This is a genomic window from Enterobacter chuandaensis, assembly GCF_003594915.1.
GTDB classification, from domain to species: Bacteria; Pseudomonadota; Gammaproteobacteria; order Enterobacterales; family Enterobacteriaceae; genus Enterobacter; species Enterobacter chuandaensis.
The window spans coordinates 1-21983 of sequence record NZ_QZCS01000006.1; the positions used below are offsets into that span (position 1 = coordinate 1).

The following is a 21983-nucleotide window of genomic DNA, read 5'->3' on the forward strand; positions in this document are numbered from 1 at the left end:
GCTGCCGAGGAATGACAAGCGGAAATATACATTTTTATTTCGACCGCTCACCTTTTCGCCAAAAAGGCTATTTCTGATGCTTTTTTATCTCTTTTGGCAGTTCTGCCAGACTATTAATCACCCAATCCGCTGCACTTTCTGCTTCTGGCGTTACGGGCTTACCGGTACGCACTAATATTTTGGTACCCACTCCCGCCGCTGCGGCCGCCTGCATATCTTCCAGCTTATCGCCCACCATATAAGAAGCTGCCATATCAATGTGCAAGAACTCCTGCGCAGAGTTAAACATACCCGGATGCGGTTTACGGCAGTCGCAGGTCTGACGATACTCTTCTACCGTTCCCTGCGGGTGGTGCGGGCAGTAGTAAATGCCATCAAGATCGACACCGCGATCGGCCAGCGACCAGTCCATCCACTCCGTCAGCGTCTCAAACTGCGCTTCGGTGAACTTACCACGCGCTATACCGGACTGGTTCGTTACGACCACCAGCGCATAGCCCATCTCTTTTAGCTGGCGCATTGCCTCTATAACGCCATCGATAAATTCAAACTCATCGATCTCATGCACATAACCGTGATCCACATTAATAGTGCCATCACGGTCGAGAAAAATTGCGGGTACTGATTTTGCCACCGGTTTGCTCCTGAAAAAGGCCTGTTGAGCTAGTATCTCATGAATCGCAGCGCAATAAAGTGCTCATCGTACAGAGTTGGATTGATTTAGACGTCTGGATGCCTTAACATCCGTTTTGTTTACGGTCATCACCCGTATCTGGCAGAAGAAAATGCCACGGCTAACTTACATACGATAAAAATAATCTAATGATTAAACTTTCCAATATCACCAAAGTGTTCCAGCAGGGGAACCGAACCATTCAGGCACTGAACAACGTCAGCCTGCATGTTCCTGCTGGTCAAATTTATGGCGTCATTGGCGCATCGGGTGCAGGTAAAAGTACGCTGATCCGTTGTGTTAACCTGCTTGAGCGCCCAACCCAGGGCAGCGTAGAAGTTGGCGGTCAGGAACTTACCGCCCTTTCAGAAAAAGAACTGACTAAAGCGCGCCGTCAGATTGGCATGATCTTCCAGCACTTTAACCTGCTGGCCTCCCGCACGGTGTTCGGCAACGTTGCCTTACCGCTGGAGCTGGATAACACGCCGAAAGAAGAAGTGAAGCGTCGCGTTACCGAGCTGCTTGACCTCGTGGGTCTGGGTGATAAGCATGATAGCTACCCGGCGAACCTGTCCGGTGGGCAGAAGCAGCGTGTCGCTATTGCCCGCGCGCTGGCAAGCAACCCAAAAGTACTCCTGTGCGACGAAGCCACCAGCGCATTAGATCCGGCCACCACGCGTTCGATTCTGGAACTGCTGAAAGACATTAACCGTCGCCTGGGCCTGACGATCCTCCTTATTACGCACGAGATGGACGTAGTGAAACGCATCTGCGACTGCGTGGCGGTCATCAGCAACGGCGAGCTGATCGAGCAGGACACGGTAAGTGAAGTATTCTCTCACCCGAAAACCCCGCTGGCACAGCAGTTCATCCAGTCCACGCTGCATCTGGATATTCCGGAAGATTACCTGGAACGTTTGAAAACTGAACATACGGCAGACAGCGTCCCGATGCTGCGTATGGAGTTTACCGGTCAGTCCGTAGATGCTCCTCTGCTTTCCGAAACCGCGCGTCGCTTTAACGTGAACAACAACATCATCAGCGCGCAGATGGATTACGCCGGTGGCGTGAAGTTCGGCATCATGCTGACGGAAATGCACGGCACACAAGAAGAAACCCAGGCGGCAATTGCCTGGCTGCAAGAACACCACGTAAAAGTAGAGGTACTGGGTTATGTCTGAGCCGATGATGTGGCTGCTGGTTCGCGGCGTTTGGGAAACGCTGGCAATGACCTTCGTATCGGGTTTCTTTGGTTTTGTGATTGGTCTTCCGGTTGGCGTGCTGCTGTACGTGACGCGTCCGGGTCAAATCATTGAGAACGCAAAGCTCTACCGTACGCTCTCCGCGCTGGTGAATATCTTCCGTTCTATCCCGTTTATTATTCTGCTGGTGTGGATGATTCCGTTTACCCGCGTAATCGTCGGAACATCTATCGGTCTGCAGGCGGCCATCGTTCCGCTGACCGTAGGCGCTGCGCCGTTTATCGCCCGTATGGTGGAAAACGCCCTGCTGGAGATCCCAACCGGATTGATTGAAGCTTCTCGTGCAATGGGCGCAACCCCTATGCAGATCGTGCGCAAAGTCCTGCTTCCTGAAGCGCTGCCAGGTCTGGTGAATGCGGCAACCATCACGCTCATCACGCTGGTCGGTTATTCCGCAATGGGTGGTGCAGTTGGCGCTGGCGGTTTAGGGCAGATTGGTTACCAGTACGGCTATATTGGATATAACGCTACCGTGATGAATACCGTTCTGGTATTGCTGGTTGTGCTGGTTTACTTAATCCAGTTCTCTGGCGATCGCATCGTCCGGGCTGTTACTCACAAATAACGTTACACACAACACAAACTCGACGAGTTAAGGATAAAACATGGCGTTTAAATTAAAGACCTTTGCTGCAGTTGGCGCGCTGATTGGCTCTCTGGCACTGGTGGGTTGCGGTCAGGACGAAAAAGATCCAAACCATATTAAAGTGGGCGTTATCGTAGGTGCAGAACAGCAGGTTGCTGAAGTTGCTCAGAAAGTGGCGAAAGAAAAATACGGTCTGGACGTTGAGCTGGTAACCTTCAATGATTACGTTCTGCCGAACGAAGCGCTGAGCAAAGGCGATATCGACGCTAACGCTTTCCAGCATAAGCCATATCTGGATCAGCAGATCAAAGATCGCGGCTATAAGCTGGTTGGCGTGGGTAACACCTTCGTTTACCCAATTGCCGGCTACTCCAAGAAAATTAAATCACTGGACGAACTGCAGCCGGGCTCTCAGGTAGCCGTGCCTAACGATCCAACCAACCTCGGACGTTCCCTGCTGCTGCTGCAGAAAGTGGGTCTGATCAAACTGAAAGACGGTGTTGGCCTGCTGCCGACCGTTCTGGATGTCACCGAGAACCCGAAAAATCTGAAAATTGTTGAACTGGAAGCACCGCAGCTGCCGCGTTCTCTGGACGATGCGCAGATTGCCCTGGCGGTGATCAACACCACCTACGCCAGCCAGATTGGCCTGACGCCAGCGAAAGACGGTATCTTCGTTGAAGATAAAGACTCCCCGTACGTTAACCTCATCGTGACTCGCGAAGATAACAAAGACGCGGAAAACGTGAAGAAGTTCGTTCAGGCCTATCAGTCAGACGAAGTTTACCAGGAAGCCAACAAAGTGTTTAACGGCGGCGCGGTTAAAGGCTGGTAATCTCACCTCAGTGTAATATCATCAGGACGGGCTTATGCCCGTCTTGTCATTTGTGCAGTCACCTGATTCAATATCTGACGTTTTGATTATCCATTGAGGAAATATTATGCGTGCTTTACCGATCTGTCTTTTAGCACTCATGCTGAGCGGCTGTTCTATGCTAAGCAGATCTCCTGTTGAACCCGTTCAAAGCACGGCAACCCCGCCAAAAACAGAGCCTGCAAAACCGAAAGTGACGCGCCCTGCGCCGGTTCGCATTATCACGAAAGCGGACGAACTCGTCGGCAAACCGTTCCGTGAACTGGGTGAAGTGAGCGGCGAATCCTGTCAGGCAACCAATCAGGACTCTCCTCCGAATATCCCGACCGCGCGCAAACGCATGCAGATTAACGCCGCAAAAATGAAAGCTAACGCGGTGCTGCTGCACAGTTGCGAAGTCACCAGCGGCACACCGGGCTGCTACCGTCAGGCGGTTTGCATCGGTTCTGCGCTGAACATTACGGCGAAATGAGTGCATTTCAGTTTGAGCAGATAGGGGTTATCCACTCTCCGTATAAAGAGAAGTTCGCCGTGCCCCGCCAGCCCGGTCTGGTCACCAGCGGCAGCGGCGAGCTTCATCTTATCGCGCCTTACAATCAGGCCGATGCGGTACGCGGGCTCGAGTCTTTCAGTCACTTATGGGTGGTATTTGTCTTTCACCAGACAATGGAAGGCGGCTGGCGCCCCACCGTACGTCCCCCGCGCCTGGGTGGAAATGCGAGAATGGGCGTGTTTGCGACTCGCTCAACCTTCCGGCCAAACCCGATCGGGATGTCGCTGGTTGAACTGAAAGGCATACGTTGCCAGAAAGAACAGGTCATACTCGAACTGGGCAGCCTGGATCTGGTCGACGGCACGCCGGTCATCGACATCAAACCCTATTTGCCCTTCGCTGAAGCCCTTCCGGACGCGCGCGCAAGCTACGCTCAGGACGCACCACGGGCGGACATGCCTGTTTCGTTTACGCCTGAGATCGCCTCGCAGCTCATTCAGCTGGAGAAACGCTATCCTCGCTTACGGAATTTCATCACCGAAGTGCTGGCACAGGACCCCCGTCCGGCCTACCGTAAAGAAGAAGAAGCAGGAAAAACGTACGCCGTCTGGCTGCTGGATTTTAATGTTCGCTGGCGCGTCACCGGGGAAGGTTTTGAAGTGTTTGCCCTTGAACCCAGGTAATTTTGTTCTCCTCTCTTTTGGCATCTTTGCCACACTGGTAAACTAAACCACTTTTTTTGTGTCAGGCTGGCGTTTCAGCCTGTTCCAATCGTCGAAATGGAACCGTAACAACATGCGTACTAGCCAATATCTGCTCTCCACTCTGAAGGAGACGCCTGCCGACGCCGAAGTGATCAGCCATCAGCTGATGCTGCGCGCCGGGATGATCCGCAAGCTGGCCTCCGGGTTATACACCTGGCTGCCGACCGGCGTGCGCGTCCTGAAAAAAGTCGAAAACATCGTGCGTGAAGAGATGAACAACGCCGGTGCTATCGAGGTGTCCATGCCTGTGGTTCAGCCCGCTGACCTGTGGCAGGAGAGTGGCCGTTGGGAGCAATATGGCCCAGAACTGCTGCGCTTCGTCGATCGCGGCGAGCGTCCGTTCGTTCTCGGTCCAACGCATGAAGAAGTCATTACCGACCTGATTCGCAATGAGCTGAGCTCTTACAAACAGCTGCCGCTGAACTTCTTCCAGATCCAGACCAAGTTCCGCGATGAAGTTCGCCCGCGTTTCGGCGTGATGCGCTCTCGTGAATTCCTGATGAAAGATGCCTACTCTTTCCATACGTCACAGGAATCCCTGCAAGAGACCTACGACAAAATGTACGAGGCATACAGCAAAATCTTCTCCCGCATGGGTCTGGATTTCCGCGCTGTGCAGGCTGATACCGGCTCCATCGGCGGTAGCGCGTCCCATGAATTCCAGGTACTGGCACAGAGCGGCGAAGACGATGTGATCTTCTCTGACTCATCAGACTACGCGGCGAATATCGAATTTGCAGAAGCGCTGGCACCAAAAGAACCACGCGGCGCGGCAACGCAAGAGATGACGCTGGTTGATACGCCAAACGCGAAAACCATTGCCGAGCTGGTTGAGCAGTTCAACCTGCCAGTGGAAAAAACCGTGAAAACGCTGCTGGTGAAATCCACCGAAGGTAGCGCTTACCCGCTGGTTGCCCTGCTGGTGCGTGGCGATCACGAGCTGAACGAAGTGAAAGCCGAGAAGCTGCCGCAGGTAGCCAGCCCGCTGACGTTCGCCACAGAAGCGGAAATCCGCGCCGTCGTGAATGCCGGCCCAGGCTCTCTTGGTCCGGTGAATATGCCGGTGCCTGTTGTTATTGACCGCACGGTTGCGGCAATGAGCGACTTCTCCGCGGGTGCTAACATCGACGGTAAACATTACTTCGGCATCAACTGGGATCGCGACGTGGCGACGCCAGAAGTGGCTGACATCCGTAACGTGGTTGCCGGCGATCCAAGCCCGGACGGCCAGGGTACCCTGATGATTAAGCGCGGTATCGAAGTCGGTCACATCTTCCAGCTGGGTGATAAATACTCTCGCGCGCTGAACGCCGCCGTTCAGGGTGAAGATGGCCGTAACCAGATCCTGACCATGGGCTGCTACGGTATCGGGGTGACGCGCGTGGTGGCTGCGGCCATCGAGCAGAACTACGACGAGCGCGGCATCGTCTGGCCGGACAACATCGCGCCGTTCCAGGTGGCTATTCTGCCAATGAACATGCACAAGTCTTACCGCGTGCAGGAGCTGGCCGAGAAACTGTACGCTGAGCTGCGCGCTCAGGGTATTGAAGTGCTGATGGATGACCGTAAAGAGCGTCCGGGCGTGATGTTTGCCGATATGGAACTGATCGGTATTCCGCACACCGTCGTCATCGGCGACCGTAACCTCGACAGCGATGAGATTGAATATAAATACCGTCGCAGCGGCGAAAAACAGATGATCAAGACTGGCGACATTCTTAATTACCTGGTAAAAGCCATCAAAGGTTAAAACAAAAAACCCCGCTCCGGCGGGGTTTTTTAATGGCTCAACGTCAGCTTATTTACTGTTACAGTCTTTACCCGCGACAAACTTCGCGTCTTTGTCTGCCACCAGCGTTTTCACCATCTCGCCACTATCCGGGTTTGGCTCCAGCGTAAAGTGACCATCAACCGTCAGCAATACCGGCTTGCTGTCATTGCCGCGTGCCACAGCGTAATCACGTTCAAGCTGCGCATTGTTAGCCACGCTGACCTTCCTGCCGGTGGCGCAGTCGGTAAATATCGCCGCATCCGCCATATAGAAGTACATCCCCCGCATTGCCATCGGCGTTGCAGGCAGGGCCGCTTTCACCGGGGCCAGCGTGTAGTTGAACTGGGATTGAATAGGGTTACCGTCGCGGTCGAGCATCTCCATGTTCTCGCCTTTAGGGCGGAACCAGGTTTTCTCACCGGTGGTATCCGTCAGGACCAGCTTCTCTGCCGTACGCGCCCATGTCCCGTAGGTGGCAAATGAAGAGGGTTCTTTCGCGCCCTGATAGCGCTGGTTCATCACCCAGGTACCGTCTTTTTGCAGGAACAGTGACGTTTCAATGCCTTCGCAGTCTGCGCAAGGCAATACGCCGCGCCAGCTCTGCTGCATTGGCTTTAATTCTTCGTTCTGCGCTGGCTGCATAATCTGCGTTTCAGAACGGTTGTTACACCCGAAAAGCGCAAACAGTGTACTGACTGCCAGCGCTGATAATAATGCTTTTTTCACAATACATTCCTTATGAAAAAGTGTGTCCCTTTCGTCACGCTACGGATGACGGACTTTGCCGCGCAGCGCCTTAACGGTGGATTTTTGCGCCTTCGATGACAAACGACGTTCTTTTGATGCTCGCGTCGGACGCGTTGCTCGCCGGCTTTTTTGCACTGCAGTTAATTCTTTTATGACCGCCACCAGCCTGGAAAGTGCCGCTTCCCGGTTTAACTCCTGGCTACGGTACTCCTGCGCTTTAATCACAATGACGCCATCGCTGGTGATCAGATGATGGCTGGCGGCAAGGAGGCTCTCTTTATAATACTCTGGCAGGCTTGATGCCCGAATGTCAAAACGCAAATGGATAGCCGTGGAGGCTTTATTAACGTGCTGCCCACCCGCCCCCTGAGCACGGATGGCGGTGATCTCCAGCTCGTTATCAGGAATGCTGACGTTTCGGGACAAAACAATCATGATGCGGGCTGCCAGGCCGCCAGATGGATTTCCAGATTATTCTGAGAATCAGAGAGCCAGATGGCACCGTCCTGAATCGTTGCCTGCAGCACCATCGTCCGGCTGGCGAACTCGCTTAGCTGAGCCAGCTGTTCATCATCCAGATACCAGACGGTGAGATTTTTAAACTGTACGCATTTATTCTTATTTTGCTGCCACCAGATCTCTGCCGCGCGCTGGTTATAGGCGAATAACGCCACTTCAGCGGACTGAGTACACGCCTTTTTAACCCTGCGCTCGTCCGGCAGGCCGAGCTCGATCCATAGATCGATCCCCAGATGGTCGTTGCGCAGCCAGGCTTCAGGCTCGTCTTCTGCGCTTAACCCACGGGTAAACTGCAGACGTTCGTCGGCATACTTAATCCACGCCAGCAGGCGCAGCATCATCCGCTCCTGGGTTTCAGAGGGGTGGCGTGCCAGCGTAAGCGACGCATCCAGAAACTGGTTGCGATCCAGATCGGCCACGTTGACCACTGCTTTATAAATTGTCGCTTTCAGCGCCATGAGAGAACTCCATTCGAATCAGCCGCACATTGTAGCGAAAACCGCGGCAAAAGGCTGTTACGGCGTAATAAATACCCCACTATCAAGGCGCTGATATTGCTTAAATGAGTATGGTATAGTCACCTTGCTAAACCGAGTTTATCTTCGTAGGCTTAATGATATCTCACAGTAAGTCAGTGCGCTGGCGGGAGGGGATGTGAATAATTATTGTGAGTTAATTCGCAAACGGTATGCGGAAATCGCCAGCGGAGATCTGGGGTATGTCCCGGACGCGTTGGGCTGTGTATTGAAAGTGCTTAATGAAGTGGCCTCTGATGAGAGCCTTTCAGAGTCGGTCAGGGAAAAAGCAGCGTATGCTGCGGCGAATTTACTGGTGAGCGATTATGTCGATGAATGATACTTATCAACCCATCAATTGTGATGACTATGACAACCTCGAACTCGCCTGCCAGCATCATTTAATACTGACGCTGGAGCTAAAAGATGGCGAAGTGTTGAAGGCGAAGGCCAGCGATCTGGTTTCACGTAAGAATGTGGAATACCTGATAGTTGAAGACGCCGGTGCGACGCGTGAGCTGCGTCTGGACAAAATAGCCAGCTTCAGCCACCCGCAAATCGGCACCGTCGTGGTGAGCGAATCCTGATGACACTAACGGGCAGCCTGGCTGCCCGTTACGCTTTCTGCCACGCAAAACGGACACCCTCTTCTGTCCATCCCTCTTCCGTGATGAAAACGCCTGCCGCAGCGATAAGCGTTTCACCGTAGAACAACAGTGGCGTGGTGTCGCGCAGCCACGGCGGCACGTTACACTCCTGCCAAATTTTCTTCAGCTTCCGTCCCCCGTTGCGCCCGACGATATGCAGCATGCCGCCAGCCTTAAAGCGCACGGTGACCGGTTCACCGGGCTTCGGCAGCCGCACATGACCAGACGGAATGAGAGAGACGCGCCCTGCCTCACAGGGCAAAATCAGCGGTGCGTCAGGAGAAAGCCAGTCGAGCACCACATCGGTCAGTGAGGGCGTGGATTTAATCCACCACAGTTCGCCTCTATAGCGTCTTACCTCAAACCCATGCAGGTATACGCAGGGGGAAGCGTCTGCCCGCGACTGCGCCACTTCGTCCCAGATACGGCTAAGCATCGCCCGCGACGGCATCGCAGCATGATGAGAGGCCAGCCAGCGTCGTAACAGCGCGGCACGACGTACCGGGCTCATCGCCTCCAGCGGCGCGATCGCCAGCGCCCCGTCTTCAGAAATCAGTTCAGCCAGCTCTTCACTGAGCAACTCATCAAGCAACGTTTCCTGTTCGGCACACAGCATGGCGCTTCTTGCCGTCGCATCGGCAAAATGCGGCCAGCGCTCGCTCAACAGCGGGAGGACGCGCAGACGCAGGAAGTTGCGGTCGTAGCTGTCATCCTGGTTGCTCTCATCTTCGATCCAGCTCAGCTGGTGTTCTCGCGCCCAGGCTTCCAGTGAGGCACGTGTCTCGCCAAGCAGCGGACGCAATAATTGCGTTCCGGCAAAATCAGAACACGCTGGCATGGCGGAAAGCCCCGCAGGCCCGCTGCCCCGCTTAAGGGCAAGCAAAAAGGTTTCGCACTGATCGTCCAGATGCTGCGCCGTGACCAGCGCTTCTCCAGTACGTAATGCTCCGGCAAACGCGGCATAGCGGGCTTTACGCGCCTGCGCCTCAATACCCAATCCTTCATCAGCAAGCGTGACGCGCTCAACGATGAGCGGGATCGCCCAGGCCGCACACAAGGCTGCACAGTGCGTTACCCACTCTTCTGCATGAGGGCTTAGTCCGTGGTGGATGTGTATCGCCCGAAGCTGGACGTCAGGGTCCCGATCGCGCCAGAGCTTAAGGCGATGCAGCAACACGGTGGAATCCAGGCCACCGCTAAACCCCACCAGCAGCTGGCGGTACGGTGAAACGGCTTGTGCGATAGCGGGTAAGGTCATAGGAAATTACACATAAAAAATGCCCGAACTGAGCGGGCATTATCACACAGGACAAACATTACTGCTGGTAAAGCTCCAGCGGCAGGCCGTCCGGGTCGTTGAAAAAGGTAAAACGCTTGTCAGTGAACGGGTCGATACGAATGGGTTCGCACGTCACGCCGTGAGTTTCCAGATGTTTTACTGCGCTGTCCAGGTCATCAACGCTGAAGGCAAGATGGCGCAGGCCGCAGGCTTCCGGGCGTGACGGGCGCGCAGGCGGAAAGGGAAAGGAGAACAGTTCAATTACATATTGTCCGTTTAACGCCAGGTCACCTTTCCAGGAGTCGCGCTCCTCGCGGTAGGCCTCGCTCAACAGCGTGAAGCCAAGGATATCGCAGTAGAAGGCCTTACTTTTCGCGTAATCAGTGGCAATGATCGCAATATGATGAACAGCTTTTAAACCCAGCATAGCTTCTCCTTTTTATGATGCCTGAAACGTTACAACCGAAAACCCGCACCTGGCAAGCGGTCATCTTTATTTTAGGACTCGCACCCAGTACACGCCGTTTTCATCTCGCTTCGCACCGTGGATATCCGTTTCGAAGCCGGGATAATGACGTCCTACCGAACAGAGCATCAGCAGGAAATCGAGCACCGCCCGGCTCTCCTCGGTGATCATCTCACCCGGCATCAGCAGCGGCACGCCTGGCGGATACGGCAGGATCATGTTGGCCGACACGCGTCCAACCAGATTTTCCAGCTCAACGGTTTCAACGTCACCTTTCACCTGCCGCTGCCAGGCCTTGTGCGGCGTCAGCTTCATTTCAGGCAGAACATCAAACGCCTGGAGCATCAGGCGTGGCAGATCGTGCTGGCGGATCAGCCTGTGGATCCCCTGCGCCAGCTCCTGAATACGCATGTTGCGATAGAAGTCAGGATCTTCCGCGTAGAGATCCGGAAGCATGTTCTTCACCCGCAGGTTCAGATCGTAGGCGCGCTTAAACTCCATCAGCCCGCGCAGCAGTCCCATTGCCCGGGTTTTATCGATTCCGATACTGAACAGGAACAGCAAATTATAAGGGCCGGTCTTCTCCACCACCACGCCGCGCTCGTCAAGGAACTTCGCTACCAGCGCGGCGGGGATCCCTTCGTCGCCCATCACGCCCTGCTCGTCCATGCCCGGCGTCAGGATCGTCACCTTAACCGGATCGAGGAACATGTGGTCCGCATCGGCATCCCGAAAACCGTGCCAGCTCTCCCCCGGCGCGACGGGCCAGCACTCCGCCTCGTCAATCTCTTCCGGCTGCCAGATATCAAAGAACCAGCCGTCCGCCTCATCTTTTAACCGCTGAACCTCTTTACGGAAATGCAGCGCGCGTTCCACCGAGCGGTTAATCAGGCGTTTACCCGGATTGCCGCGGAGCATCGCCGCCGCCGTCTCGATAGAGGCCACCAGCGGATAGCTCGGAGAGGTGGTGGTGTGCATCATAAAGGCTTCGTTGAAGGTATCCTCGTCGTACTCGCCTTTGATGTGAATAAGCGAGGCCTGCGAAAACGCGGCCAGCATTTTGTGCGTCGATTGCGTTTCGAAGAACACTTTGCCCGGCACGCGCTCGCCGCTCATCCCACTTTTTCCCGAATAAATCGGGTGGAAGTTGGTATAAGGCACCCACGCGGAATCAAAGTGGATCGATGGCACGTCCAGCGTCTGCTTGATCCAGTTGGTGTTGTAAAGCAGGCCATCATAGGTGGAGTTCGTGATCACCGCGTGAACAGGCCAGCTGGCTTCAGGGATCGCCGAGACCTTATTTTCAATGGCTTGATGCGTGAACTCCCGGCGCGGAATGCCGCCGAGGATACCGAGCGCGTTACGCGTGGGTGATAGCCAGATCGGGACGACGTCGCTCATCATCAGCAGGTGCGCCAGCGATTTATGACAGTTACGGTCGATCAGCAATGTGCTTCCGGCAGGCGCGGCGTACATGCCGACAATTTTATTTGAGGTCGAGGTGCCATTAGTCACCATATAGCTCTGCTCGGCACCAAAGGTACGGGCAATGTACTCTTCGGCCTCCAGATGCGGGCCGGTGTGGTCGAGCAGAGAACCCAGCTCAGTGACCGAAATCGAGACGTCTGCCTTTAGCGTGTTGCCGCCAAAGAAATCATAGAACAGGCAGCCCACCGGGCTTTTTTGATAGGCCGTCCCGGCCATATGCCCGGGCGTACAGAAGGTGTATTTTCCCTCTTTCACATAGGTGAACAGCGCGCGGGTGAAGGGCGGCGTGATGTTATCCAGATATTCGCGCGTGTACTGCTGGATCCGGGTCGCGATATCTTCCGCCACGCCAAGAGAGTACTCAAAGAACCACAGCGCCATACGCATATCATGGGCGCTGACGTCCATGGTCGAGTGGGTATTGATAAACGCGTACAGCGGCAGATATTCATTCAGCTTGTTGATGTCGCTGCACAGTTCGAGATCATACTCGTCCCAGTCGAAGATCACGCCGCAGATACGCGGGTTGTGCTCGATAAATTTCAGCAGGTCGGCACTGTTGTGCGGCCAGATCAGCTGATATCCGCGCGACTGCAGGGCTTGCTCCAGCTCCTTAATCGGCTCATCTTTATAAAAGACGCCGTGTGGCCCCATAATGGCAATGATATTCACGGGCTTCCTCCTTAAAAAACATTAGCTAAGCATAGCCAGGCTAAACCGCAGGTATAAAAAAAGCCGCAACAGTGTGCGGCTTTTCAGATAATTGTGAAGCTTACGCGTAACCGTAGGTCATCAGACGCTGGTAACGACGGTTGAGCAGGTCTTCTTTGCTCAGGACGTCCAGGTCCGCCAGGTCCGCCAGCAGCTGCGCCTTCAGGGACGCGGCCATCACTTCCGGCTTACGATGCGCGCCGCCCAGAGGTTCCGGGATAACGGTGTCGATCAGCTTCAGCTCTTTCAGACGCGGCGCAATGATGCCCATCGCTTCTGCAGCCAGCGGCGCTTTGTCGGCGCTTTTCCATAGAATGGACGCGCAACCTTCAGGCGAGATAACGGAATAGGTGCTGTACTGCAGCATATTCACTTTATCGCCCACGCCAATGGCCAGCGCACCGCCGGAACCACCTTCACCGATAACGGTACAGATGACCGGCACTTTCAGACGAGACATCTCACGCAGGTTGCGCGCGATGGCTTCAGACTGGCCGCGCTCTTCCGCGCCCACGCCTGGGTATGCACCCGGGGTGTCGATGAAGGTGATGATTGGCATGTTGAAACGCTCAGCCATCTCCATCAGACGCAGGGCTTTACGGTAGCCTTCTGGTGCTGGCATACCAAAGTTACGACGGATCTTCTCTTTGGTTTCACGGCCTTTCTGATGACCAATGATCATCACCGGGCGTCCGTCCAGACGCGCGATACCGCCGACGATAGCTTTGTCATCAGCGTATGCGCGATCGCCTGCCAGTTCGTCGAATTCATCAAACGCCAGGCGGACATAATCCAGGGTGTACGGACGCTGCGGATGACGCGCCAACTGGGCGATCTGCCATGCGCCGAGATCGGCAAAGATTTTGCGCGTCAGCTCTACGCTTTTTTCGCGCAGACGATGCACTTCTTCGTCGATGTTAATATCCAGTTTTTCATCCTGACGGCTTACCGCTGTCAGAGAATCGATTTTCGCTTCCAGCTCAGCAATCGGCTGTTCGAAATCAAGGAAATTCAGACTCATAGTATTCCTGTATTAGTCAAACTCCAGTTCCACCTGCTCCGAACCAATGAGGCCACGGAGATCGTTCAGTAAACGATCGCTCGGAGAGACACGCCACGTTGCACCAAAGCGCAACCGCGCACGTGCATCCGCCCTCTGATAGTAGAGATGTACTGGAATGGTCCCCGAGCGGTGGGGTTCCAGAGACTGACGGAGTCGGTTTAAAAGCTGGTCATCAATTTGCCTGTCCGTCAGCGAGATAGCAAGCCCGCGAGCATATTTTTCCCGGGCTTCGTCAATGTCCATCACTTCGCGGGCGGTCATTTTAAGCCCCCCGCTGAAGTCATCAAAGCTGACCTGTCCGCTGACGATAAGTATGCGGTCTTTTTCCAGCAATTGCTGGTATTTATCCAGCGCGTCGGTGAATAGCATCACCTCCAGACGCCCGGAACGGTCATCCAGCGTACAGATGCCGATACGATTGCCACGCTTGGTGACCATTACCCTTGCAGCAATCACGAGCCCCGCAGCCGTGGTGATTTTACCACGATCTGTCGGATGCATGTCTTTTAGCCTGTTGCCTCCGACATAGCGCTCAATTTCTTTGATGTACTGGTTGATCGGGTGACCCGTCAGGTACAAGCCTAACGTTTCCCGTTCGCCATCCAGTACAACCTGTTCTGGCCAGGGCTGACAGTTAGAGTAAGACTGCTCAATCTGCTCTGGCTCTTCCGCCAGTACGCCAAACATATCCGCCTGGCCAATGGCTTCCGCTTTCGCGTGCTGATCGGCCGCTTTCAGCGCATCGCCGAGCGAGTTCATCAGCGCGGCGCGGTGCGGCCCCAGCCTGTCGAACGCGCCAGACATGATCAGCTTTTCCAGCACGCGGCGGTTCAGTTTTTTGGTATCGGTACGGGCGCAGAGATCGAACAGCTCGCGGAAATACCCGCCGTTGTTACGCGCTTCGATGATCGCCTCGATCGGCCCCTCGCCCACGCCTTTGATCGCGCCGATCCCGTAGACGATCTCCCCGTCATCGTTGACGTGGAAATGGTAGAGCCCCGAGTTAATGTCCGGCGGCAGGATCTTCAGCCCCATACGCCAGCACTCGTCCACCAGACCTACCACCTTCTCGGTGTTGTCCATATCGGCGGTCATAACCGCCGCCATAAACTCAGCGGGATAGTGCGCTTTCAGCCACAGCGTTTGATACGAAACCAAAGCATAGGCAGCGGAGTGGGATTTGTTAAATCCGTACCCGGCGAATTTCTCCACCAGGTCGAAGATTTTCATCGCCAGCTCGCCGTCAACGCCGTTTTTCTTCGCCCCGTCTTCAAAAATAGAGCGCTGCTTGGCCATCTCTTCCGGCTTTTTCTTACCCATCGCACGACGCAGCATATCCGCGCCGCCAAGGGTATAGCCGGAAAGCACCTGGGCGATCTGCATAACCTGTTCCTGATACAGGATGATGCCGTAGGTCGGCTCCAGCACAGGCTTCAGGCTTTCGTGCTGCCACTGCACGTCCGGGTAGGAAATCTCTTCGCGCCCGTGCTTACGATCGATGAAGTTATCTACCATCCCTGACTGCAGCGGGCCCGGACGGAACAGGGCCACCAGTGCGATCATATCTTCGAAGCAGTCGGGCTGCAGACGTTTAATCAGATCTTTCATGCCACGGGATTCAAGCTGGAAGACAGCTGTTGTCTCCGAGCGCTGCAGCATGTCGAAACTTTTCTTGTCATCCAGCGGGATGGCCGCGATATCCAGCGGCGGCTCGCCGTTCTTCTCGCGGCGGGCGTTGATCATCTCCAGCGCCCAGTTGATGATAGTCAGCGTGCGCAGGCCGAGGAAGTCGAACTTCACCAGCCCGGCGTATTCCACGTCGTTTTTATCGAACTGGGTGACCGGATGCTGGCCCGCTTCGTCGCAGTACAGCGGCGCAAAGTCGGTAATTTTGGTTGGGGCGATAACGACGCCCCCCGCATGCTTACCGGCGTTACGCGTGACGCCTTCCAGCTTGCGCGCCATGTCGATCAGCGCTTTGACTTCTTCGTCAGCTTCGTAGATTTCCGGCAGCTGAGGTTCTGCTTCAAACGCTTTTGCCAGCGTCATGCCCGGATCGGGCGGCACCAGTTTAGAAATACGATCGACGAAACCGTACGGGTGGCCCAGCACGCGACCCACGTCGCGGATAACCGCTTTCGCCGCCATCGTGCCGAAGGTAATAATCTGTGATACCGCGTCACGACCGTACATATCGGCCACGTGCTCGATCACCTGGTCGCGTTTCTCCATACAGAAGTCGACGTCGAAGTCGGGCATGGAAACACGTTCCGGGTTAAGGAAACGTTCGAACAGCAGGTCGAATTCCAGCGGATCGAGGTCGGTAATTTTCAGCGCATACGCCACCAGGGAGCCCGCACCTGAGCCACGGCCCGGTCCGACCGGAACGCCGTTATCCTTCGACCACTGGATAAACTCCATTACGATCAGGAAGTAGCCCGGGAAGCCCATCTGGTTGATAACCTGGAGTTCAATATCCAGGCGCTCGTCATACTCAGGACGCTTCTCTTTGCGGACCGCTTCATCCGGGAAGAGGAATTCCAGGCGCTCTTCAAGACCCTCTTTCGACTTCATGACCAGGAAATCTTCCGTGGTCATGTCGCCGGTCGGGAACTGCGGCAGGAAGTATTCACCAAGGCGCACGGTCACGTTACAGCGCTTGGCGATCTCTACGCTGTTTTCCAGTGCTTCCGGGATGTCGGAGAAGAGCTCGCACATCTCCTCTTCGCTGCGCATATATTGCTGCGATGAGTAGTTACGCGGGCGTTTCGGATCGTCGAGGGTAAAGCCATCGTGGATCGCCACGCGAATTTCGTGAGCGTCAAAATCGCCCGACTCAAGGAAGCGCACGTCGTTGGTCGCCACCACGGGCAAGCCGCGCTCTTCTGCCAGCGCGACAGCAGCGTGCAGATAACTCTCTTCATCCTGGCGGCCGGTGCGAATCAGCTCCAGATAATAACGATTAGGGAAGTACTCTTCATAGAACGAGACGCACTGATCCACCAGCGCGCTGTTACCGCGCAGCAGCGATTTTCCGACATCGCCCATGCGACCACCGGAAATCAGCAGCAGCCCTTCGTTAAGCTCAGCCAGCCAGTCCCTGTCAATCCACGGGCCCAGCGCACCGTAACCGCGCTGATAGGCTTTTGAGATAAGCAGGGTAAGGTTTTGATAACCCGTGTTGTTCATGGCTAACACGGAGATTTGCGTCAGTTCATCGCCGATGAGGTCGCTCTGCACGTGAAAATCCGCACCGACGATAGGCTTCATCCCCGCGCCATGCGCCGTTCCGTAGAACTTCACCAGGCCACACAGGTTGGTAAAATCGGTGATCGCCAGTGCAGGCATACCAAGCGCGGCCGCCTTTTTTACCAGCGGCCCGGTCTTCGCCAGCCCATCGATCATGGAGTAGTCGCTATGCACCCGCAGGTGTACGAAACGTGGTTCAGCCATCTTCAGATTCCGCGTTACTTAATTGCTTGCGTATTGATTCAGGACACCAGTCCCAGCGCGCGTTTCACCGGACCAAAGCTGCGTCGGTGATGTTCAGTTGCGCCATGTTCAGCCAGCTTTTCCAGATGGAAAGCCGTTGGATACCCTTTATGCTGGGCGAAACCATACTGAGGGTAAGTGAGGTCCAGCGCGGCCATTTCGGCATCGCGTGTCACTTTGGCAATAATAGAAGCTGCACTGATCTCTGCGACCCGGCTATCACCTTTGACGACAGCCAGCGACGGCATCGGCAACGCCGGACAGCGGTTGCCGTCAATCAGAACATATTCCGGGGCAATTTTCAGGCCCGCTACCGCACGCTGCATCGCCAGCATCGTGGCATGCAAAATATTCAGTTCGTCTATTTCATGCGGTTCAGCGCGCCCCAGGCTCCAGGCCAGCGCCTTTTCCTGAATCTCACTGAACAGCGCCAGCCGGCGCTTTTCGGACAATTTTTTAGAGTCGTTCAGCCCGACGATCGGGCGAGCCGGATTGAGGATCACCGCAGCAGTCACCACGGCACCCACTAACGGGCCACGACCCACTTCATCCACCCCCGCCACAAGGCGAGTGTGAGGATAAACAAATTCCATCATTTTGCTAACTCCAGCACCGCATCGGCCGCTTGCTCATCAGCATTACAGCGGATCAGTTGATGCAGTTCGCGGAAGGTATCGTGCATCTGGTGGCTGGTTTTGCCGTTGGCGAGCAGCGGCAGCAGGGCATCCGCCAGCGCCTGCGGCTGGCACTCATCCTGCAAAAGCTCTTTAACCAGCTCTCGCCCGGCAAGCAGGTTTGGCAGGGAGACATAATCCGTTTTCACCAGGCGTTTTGCCAGCCAGAAGGTAAACGGCTTCATGCGATAACCGACCACCATTGGGCATTTCGCCAGCATACATTCCAGCGCCGCCGTGCCGGAGGCCAGCAGTGCGGCATCGCTCGCGTACATGGCTTCCCGCCCTTTCCCGTCGAGAAGACGGACGTGAAGATCCGGGGCAACATCGGCTTTGATGCGCTCGAACTGCTCGCGGCGTTTGGCATTCACCAGCGGCACAACCACTTCAAGATCGGGCCAGGTCTCGCGAAGAATCTGCGCGGTTTTCAGAAAATCAGCGCTCAGCATCTCAACTTCTGCGCCACGGCTGCCCGGCAACAGTGCCAGACAGTGCGCATCATGCGGGATGCCCAGCACGTCGCGTGCCGCGTTTTTATCCGGATCCAGAGGCATGGCATCGGCCATGGTGTGACCGATAAAACGGCACGGAACATTAAATTTGTCGTAAAACGCTTTTTCGAAAGGCAGGAAAGCCAGCACAAGGTTGGTGGACCGTCCGATTTTGAAAACGCGTTTCTGTCGCCACGCCCACACGGACGGACTGACATAGTGAATGGTTTTGATGCCCTGCTTTTTCAGATTCCCTTCGAGGGTAATGTTGAAATCAGGTGCGTCGATACCGACAAACACATCGGGTTTAAGCTCGGTAAAGCGGCGGGTGAGATCGGCACGAATATGCAGCAAACGGCGCAGGCGCCCCAGCACCTCGACAATGCCCATCACGGCCAGCTCTTCCATTTCATACCAGGCTTCACAGCCTTCGGCCTGCATCAGCGGGCCAGCAACGCCGACAAAGCGAGCATTGGGTACGCGCGCCTTAAGAGCCCGGATGAGACCTGCACCAAGAATATCGCCGGAGGTTTCTCCGGCGACCAGGGCTATCGTAAGCGGACGACTGTCGACCATTAACGAATCAGACCCCTTGTTGAACGGTCAAAGAATTCCATGAACGCGTTCACTTCAGGATGCTTATCCGCCAGCTCGGCAATTTCCGGCTTCGCCTCTTCCAGCGTTTTACCGCTACGGTACAGCAGCTTGTACGCGTTGCGGATAGCAGTAATCGCTTCGCGGCTAAAGCCACGACGCTTGAGGCCTTCGATGTTCACGCCAAACGGCGTGGCATGGTTGCCCTGCGCAATCACATACGGTGGGACGTCCTGCGCCACACCGGAGCATCCGCCGACCATCACATGTGCACCAATGATGCAGAACTGATGGACTGCGGTCATGCCGCCAATAATTGCGAAGTCATCAACCGATACGTGTCCTGCCAGCGTTGCGTTGTTGGCAAGAATACAGCGGTCACCCACGGTACAGTCGTGCGCGATATGCGCATTAACCATAAACAGGTTATCGCTGCCCACCTTCGTCAACCCACCACCCTGTACTGTTCCACGATGAATGGTGACGCTTTCGCGAATACGGTTACGATCGCCAATTTCCAGACGGGTCGACTCACCAGCATATTTCAGATCCTGGTTTACTTCACCGATGGAAGCGAACTGATAAATCTCGTTGTTGCAGCCAATGGTCGTATGACCATTCACGACAACGTGAGATTTCAGTACTGTACCCTCACCAATTTCGACATGGGGTCCAACAATACAGAACGGGCCAATGTGGACGTTAGCACCAATAATGGCACCGGTTTCCACAATAGCGGTAGGATGAATAAAGGCGGATTTATCAATCACGTATCAGGACTCCCGGCTACGAGCACACATCATCGTCGCTTCGCAAACAACTTTGCCGTCAACCAGCGCTACGCCTTTGAAGCGAGTCAGGCCACGACGCGTTTTTTCAAAAGTGACTTCCATGATCATCTGATCACCAGGCACGACAGGACGCTTAAAGCGCGCTTCATCAATACCTGCGAAGTAATACAGCTCACCTGGCTCCAGTTTACCAACGCTTTTAAACGCCAGAATACCGGTAGCCTGAGCCATCGCTTCCAGAATCAACACACCCGGGAAGATAGGTTTTCCCGGGAAGTGCCCCTGGAAGAACGGCTCGTTCACGGAAACATTTTTCACTGCGCGCAGAAAACGACCTTCTTCAAAATCCAGCACACGGTCTACCAGCAAAAACGGGTAGCGGTGCGGCAGAAGTTCTAAAATCTCTTCAATATGCAGAGTATGAGTGTCAGTAGTCAAAATACTCTTCCTGTCAAAATGTACTGATAACAATAATAACACGGCCTGCCGGTTTATTAGAAAGCCGACAGGCCGGGAAAGATAGCGTTAAACGGGTGACGTTTAGTCTTGTTGATCGATCTTACGCTCAAGAGACTTGAGTCGCTTGCTCATATCATCAATGTTCATCACCAGAGCTGCTGTTTTACGCCATACCTTGTTGGGTTGCAGCGGAATGCCGGAGGAATAGACGCCGGGTTCAGTGATAGGACGCATTACCATGCCCATGCCCGTCACCGTCACCTTGTCGCATATTTCCATGTGGCCATTAATCACGCTCGCGCCGCCAATCATGCAGTAACGACCAATTTTCAGGCTGCCCGCCATGATGACGCCCCCCGCAACCGCGGTATTGTCGCCAATCACAACGTTATGCGCAATCTGGCACTGGTTATCGATGATAACACCATTGCCAATGATCGTGTCGTCAAGTGCACCACGGTCAATGGTGGTACAGGCGCCGATCTCCACGCGATCGCCAATAATAACGCGACCAAGCTGCGGGATCTTAACCCAATTACCGCGATCGTTCGCGTAACCAAAGCCATCTGAACCAATCACGGTACTGGATTGGACGAGGCAATTTTCGCCGATTTCAACTTCATGATAAACGGACACATTGGCCCATAAACGGGTTCCAGCGCCGATTTTCGTATTTTTCCCAACGAAGCATCCCGGGCCAATCACGACGTTATCGCCCAGCTCAACGCCAGATTCGATAACCGCATTTGCGCCAACGGCCACGTTGTTACCCAGCTTGGCCGTCGGATCAATCGCTGCACTGGCAGCAATGTTCTGCGCCGGCTGCGGCGTGGTATCAAGAATTTGAGCCATACGTGCATACGTCAGGTAGGGATTTTTCACTACCAGCGCGCTTCCAGTGGCAAAGGGAAGATCGTCCTGCGTCAGAACAACTGCTGACGCCTGGCATTGAGCCAGTTGTTCACGGTACTTAGGGCTTACCATGAAGGTAATCGTGCCAGCTTTAGCAGATTGCATGGACGCAACAGCGGTGATGACGATATCGCCATCACCGTGTAATTCTGCATCCAACTGCTGAGCTAAATCAGCCAGTCGAATTGAAGGCATTACTTATTTAACCTGTTTCAGAACATCAGCGGTGATGTCTTTAACATCGCTGCTGTTGAAAGCAACGGCGTTCGCATCAACAACCAGATCGATGCTCTGATCGGCAGCAACTGCTTTAACAGCAGTCTGAATGCGAGTCACCAGCTTGCCACGCTCTTCGTTAGAACGACGCTGACGATCCTGCTCGAAAGCCTGTGCTTTCTGGGAGAAGGTCTGGCGCTGAGCCATAACGTCTTTTTCCAGTTTGCTGCGATCGCTTGCTTTCATGGTAGAACCATCACGCTGCAGACGCTGCATTTTAGACTGAAGATCGCCTTCCATACGCTGCAGTTCGCTCGCACGGCCTTTGAATTCGTTTTCCAGAGTCGCAGAAACACCGGTTTTCTGAGCGACTTGCTGGAACAAATTACCCATGTTGACGATTGCGATTTTGTCTGCTGCCTGAGCAGAAGTTGCCATCGCTAAACCGAGACCTGCAGCTAATAACCACTTTTTCACAATTAACTCCTTACCATCC

General features: G+C 54.7%; 23 protein-coding genes. 8 read left to right on the forward strand and 15 right to left on the reverse strand.

Annotated elements, in window-relative coordinates:
• Positions 1–67: 67 nt before the first annotated feature.
• Entirely contained in the window at positions 68–634 is a 567-nt protein-coding gene (gmhB, locus tag D5066_RS11210) for a D-glycero-beta-D-manno-heptose 1,7-bisphosphate 7-phosphatase (protein WP_028015601.1), read from the reverse strand.
• A 188-nt stretch (positions 635–822) separates the two neighbouring features.
• Here gmhB and metN point away from each other — a divergent pair, with 188 nt between their 5' ends.
• The 6 genes from metN to proS all read left to right on the forward strand — a co-directional run bounded on the left by metN (position 823) and on the right by proS (position 6402).
• Entirely contained in the window at positions 823–1854 is a 1032-nt protein-coding gene (gene metN, locus D5066_RS11215; protein WP_119915978.1) for a methionine ABC transporter ATP-binding protein MetN, read from the forward strand.
• Complete coding sequence (locus D5066_RS11220; protein ID WP_003856130.1) at positions 1847–2500, forward strand: methionine ABC transporter permease MetI; 654 nt, start codon at positions 1847–1849, stop codon at positions 2498–2500. The genes metN and D5066_RS11220 overlap by 8 nt, the downstream gene beginning before the upstream one ends.
• A gap of 40 nt (positions 2501–2540) precedes the next feature.
• Positions 2541–3356: a methionine ABC transporter substrate-binding lipoprotein MetQ gene (metQ, locus tag D5066_RS11225; RefSeq protein WP_014168729.1), complete on the forward strand. Its 816-nt coding sequence runs from the start codon at positions 2541–2543 to the stop codon at positions 3354–3356.
• Positions 3357–3462: 106 nt separating this feature from the next.
• Positions 3463–3867, forward strand: coding sequence for an envelope stress sensor lipoprotein RcsF (gene rcsF / locus D5066_RS11230; protein ID WP_080328767.1), 405 nt, complete (start codon positions 3463–3465; stop codon positions 3865–3867).
• A complete protein-coding gene (gene tsaA / locus D5066_RS11235) occupies positions 3864–4571 on the forward strand; it encodes a tRNA (N6-threonylcarbamoyladenosine(37)-N6)-methyltransferase TrmO (RefSeq protein ID WP_119915979.1) in 708 nt (235 codons plus the stop codon). The genes rcsF and tsaA overlap by 4 nt, the downstream gene beginning before the upstream one ends.
• 112 nt (positions 4572–4683) lie before the next feature.
• Positions 4684–6402, forward strand: coding sequence for a proline--tRNA ligase (gene proS, locus D5066_RS11240; protein WP_119915980.1), 1719 nt, complete (start codon positions 4684–4686; stop codon positions 6400–6402).
• 48 nt (positions 6403–6450) lie between these two features.
• On the opposite strand, the gene nlpE is transcribed toward proS, so the two are convergent.
• From nlpE to D5066_RS11255, 3 genes are read right to left on the reverse strand one after another with little or no spacing between them, the layout of a single operon-like run.
• Positions 6451–7149, reverse strand: a complete 699-nt coding sequence (nlpE, locus tag D5066_RS11245; RefSeq protein ID WP_119915981.1) for an envelope stress response activation lipoprotein NlpE — start codon at positions 7147–7149, stop codon at positions 6451–6453.
• A gap of 39 nt (positions 7150–7188) precedes the next feature.
• Complete coding sequence (gene arfB, locus D5066_RS11250; protein ID WP_080328763.1) at positions 7189–7605, reverse strand: alternative ribosome rescue aminoacyl-tRNA hydrolase ArfB; 417 nt, start codon at positions 7603–7605, stop codon at positions 7189–7191.
• Complete coding sequence (locus D5066_RS11255; RefSeq protein ID WP_080328762.1) at positions 7602–8147, reverse strand: YaeQ family protein; 546 nt, start codon at positions 8145–8147, stop codon at positions 7602–7604. The genes arfB and D5066_RS11255 overlap by 4 nt, the downstream gene beginning before the upstream one ends.
• A gap of 196 nt (positions 8148–8343) precedes the next feature.
• Between D5066_RS11255 and D5066_RS11260 the strand changes: the two genes are divergently transcribed.
• Both D5066_RS11260 and rof read left to right on the forward strand, forming a co-directional pair.
• Positions 8344–8544: a YaeP family protein gene (locus D5066_RS11260; RefSeq protein ID WP_008501889.1), complete on the forward strand. Its 201-nt coding sequence runs from the start codon at positions 8344–8346 to the stop codon at positions 8542–8544.
• On the forward strand, positions 8531–8791 hold the full coding sequence (rof, locus tag D5066_RS11265) for a Rho-binding antiterminator (protein ID WP_014830722.1): 261 nt from the start codon (positions 8531–8533) through the stop codon (positions 8789–8791). The genes D5066_RS11260 and rof overlap by 14 nt, the downstream gene beginning before the upstream one ends.
• A 28-nt stretch (positions 8792–8819) precedes the next feature.
• Here rof and tilS read toward each other — a convergent pair whose 3' ends face one another.
• From tilS to skp, 11 genes are all read right to left on the reverse strand, one after another.
• Positions 8820–10109 (reverse strand): tRNA lysidine(34) synthetase TilS, encoded by a 1290-nt coding sequence (tilS, locus tag D5066_RS11270; RefSeq protein WP_119915982.1) that lies wholly within the window; start codon positions 10107–10109, stop codon positions 8820–8822.
• 58 nt (positions 10110–10167) lie between these two features.
• Positions 10168–10557 carry a VOC family protein gene (locus D5066_RS11275; RefSeq protein WP_119915983.1) on the reverse strand — a complete coding sequence of 130 codons (390 nt, stop codon included), beginning with the start codon at positions 10555–10557 and terminating at the stop codon, positions 10168–10170.
• A 66-nt stretch (positions 10558–10623) separates the two neighbouring features.
• Positions 10624–12756, reverse strand: a complete 2133-nt coding sequence (locus tag D5066_RS11280; protein WP_119915984.1) for a lysine decarboxylase LdcC — start codon at positions 12754–12756, stop codon at positions 10624–10626.
• 100 nt (positions 12757–12856) lie between these two features.
• Positions 12857–13816: an acetyl-CoA carboxylase carboxyl transferase subunit alpha gene (gene accA / locus D5066_RS11285; protein WP_013095666.1), complete on the reverse strand. Its 960-nt coding sequence runs from the start codon at positions 13814–13816 to the stop codon at positions 12857–12859.
• Positions 13817–13828: 12 nt separating this feature from the next.
• Positions 13829–17311 carry a DNA polymerase III subunit alpha gene (gene dnaE, locus D5066_RS11290; protein WP_119915985.1) on the reverse strand — a complete coding sequence of 1161 codons (3483 nt, stop codon included), beginning with the start codon at positions 17309–17311 and terminating at the stop codon, positions 13829–13831.
• A gap of 38 nt (positions 17312–17349) precedes the next feature.
• Positions 17350–17946: a ribonuclease HII gene (gene rnhB / locus D5066_RS11295; RefSeq protein ID WP_119915986.1), complete on the reverse strand. Its 597-nt coding sequence runs from the start codon at positions 17944–17946 to the stop codon at positions 17350–17352.
• Entirely contained in the window at positions 17943–19091 is a 1149-nt protein-coding gene (gene lpxB / locus D5066_RS11300; RefSeq protein ID WP_119915987.1) for a lipid-A-disaccharide synthase, read from the reverse strand. Before lpxB ends, rnhB begins: the two co-directional genes overlap by 4 nt.
• On the reverse strand, positions 19091–19879 hold the full coding sequence (lpxA, locus tag D5066_RS11305; RefSeq protein ID WP_080328755.1) for an acyl-ACP--UDP-N-acetylglucosamine O-acyltransferase: 789 nt from the start codon (positions 19877–19879) through the stop codon (positions 19091–19093). Before lpxA ends, lpxB begins: the two co-directional genes overlap by 1 nt.
• Positions 19880–19882: 3 nt before the next feature.
• Positions 19883–20338: a 3-hydroxyacyl-ACP dehydratase FabZ gene (gene fabZ / locus D5066_RS11310; RefSeq protein WP_010426706.1), complete on the reverse strand. Its 456-nt coding sequence runs from the start codon at positions 20336–20338 to the stop codon at positions 19883–19885.
• Positions 20339–20440: 102 nt separating this feature from the next.
• On the reverse strand, positions 20441–21466 hold the full coding sequence (gene lpxD / locus D5066_RS11315; RefSeq protein ID WP_041911190.1) for a UDP-3-O-(3-hydroxymyristoyl)glucosamine N-acyltransferase: 1026 nt from the start codon (positions 21464–21466) through the stop codon (positions 20441–20443).
• Between the two features lie 3 nt (positions 21467–21469).
• Positions 21470–21964: a molecular chaperone Skp gene (skp, locus tag D5066_RS11320; protein WP_014882635.1), complete on the reverse strand. Its 495-nt coding sequence runs from the start codon at positions 21962–21964 to the stop codon at positions 21470–21472.
• Between the last annotated feature and the right edge of the window lie 19 nt (positions 21965–21983).

Excerpts from the sequence above, each read along its gene's own strand:
- metN (WP_119915978.1), top strand. The coding sequence starts at position 823 with ATGATTAAACTTTCCAATATCACCAAAGTGTTCCAGCAGGGGAACCGA.
- D5066_RS11220 (WP_003856130.1), top strand. The coding sequence starts at position 1,847 with ATGTCTGAGCCGATGATGTGGCTGCTGGTTCGCGGCGTTTGGGAAACG.
- metQ (WP_014168729.1), top strand. The coding sequence starts at position 2,541 with ATGGCGTTTAAATTAAAGACCTTTGCTGCAGTTGGCGCGCTGATTGGC.
- rcsF (WP_080328767.1), top strand. The coding sequence starts at position 3,463 with ATGCGTGCTTTACCGATCTGTCTTTTAGCACTCATGCTGAGCGGCTGT.
- tsaA (WP_119915979.1), top strand. The coding sequence starts at position 3,864 with ATGAGTGCATTTCAGTTTGAGCAGATAGGGGTTATCCACTCTCCGTAT.
- proS (WP_119915980.1), top strand. The coding sequence starts at position 4,684 with ATGCGTACTAGCCAATATCTGCTCTCCACTCTGAAGGAGACGCCTGCC.
- arfB (WP_080328763.1), bottom strand. The coding sequence starts at position 7,605 with ATGATTGTTTTGTCCCGAAACGTCAGCATTCCTGATAACGAGCTGGAG.
- D5066_RS11255 (WP_080328762.1), bottom strand. The coding sequence starts at position 8,147 with ATGGCGCTGAAAGCGACAATTTATAAAGCAGTGGTCAACGTGGCCGAT.
- rof (WP_014830722.1), top strand. The coding sequence starts at position 8,531 with ATGTCGATGAATGATACTTATCAACCCATCAATTGTGATGACTATGAC.
- tilS (WP_119915982.1), bottom strand. The coding sequence starts at position 10,109 with ATGACCTTACCCGCTATCGCACAAGCCGTTTCACCGTACCGCCAGCTG.
- D5066_RS11275 (WP_119915983.1), bottom strand. The coding sequence starts at position 10,557 with ATGCTGGGTTTAAAAGCTGTTCATCATATTGCGATCATTGCCACTGAT.
- accA (WP_013095666.1), bottom strand. The coding sequence starts at position 13,816 with ATGAGTCTGAATTTCCTTGATTTCGAACAGCCGATTGCTGAGCTGGAA.
- dnaE (WP_119915985.1), bottom strand. The coding sequence starts at position 17,311 with ATGGCTGAACCACGTTTCGTACACCTGCGGGTGCATAGCGACTACTCC.
- rnhB (WP_119915986.1), bottom strand. The coding sequence starts at position 17,946 with ATGATGGAATTTGTTTATCCTCACACTCGCCTTGTGGCGGGGGTGGAT.
- lpxB (WP_119915987.1), bottom strand. The coding sequence starts at position 19,091 with ATGGTCGACAGTCGTCCGCTTACGATAGCCCTGGTCGCCGGAGAAACC.
- lpxD (WP_041911190.1), bottom strand. The coding sequence starts at position 21,466 with ATGCCTTCAATTCGACTGGCTGATTTAGCTCAGCAGTTGGATGCAGAA.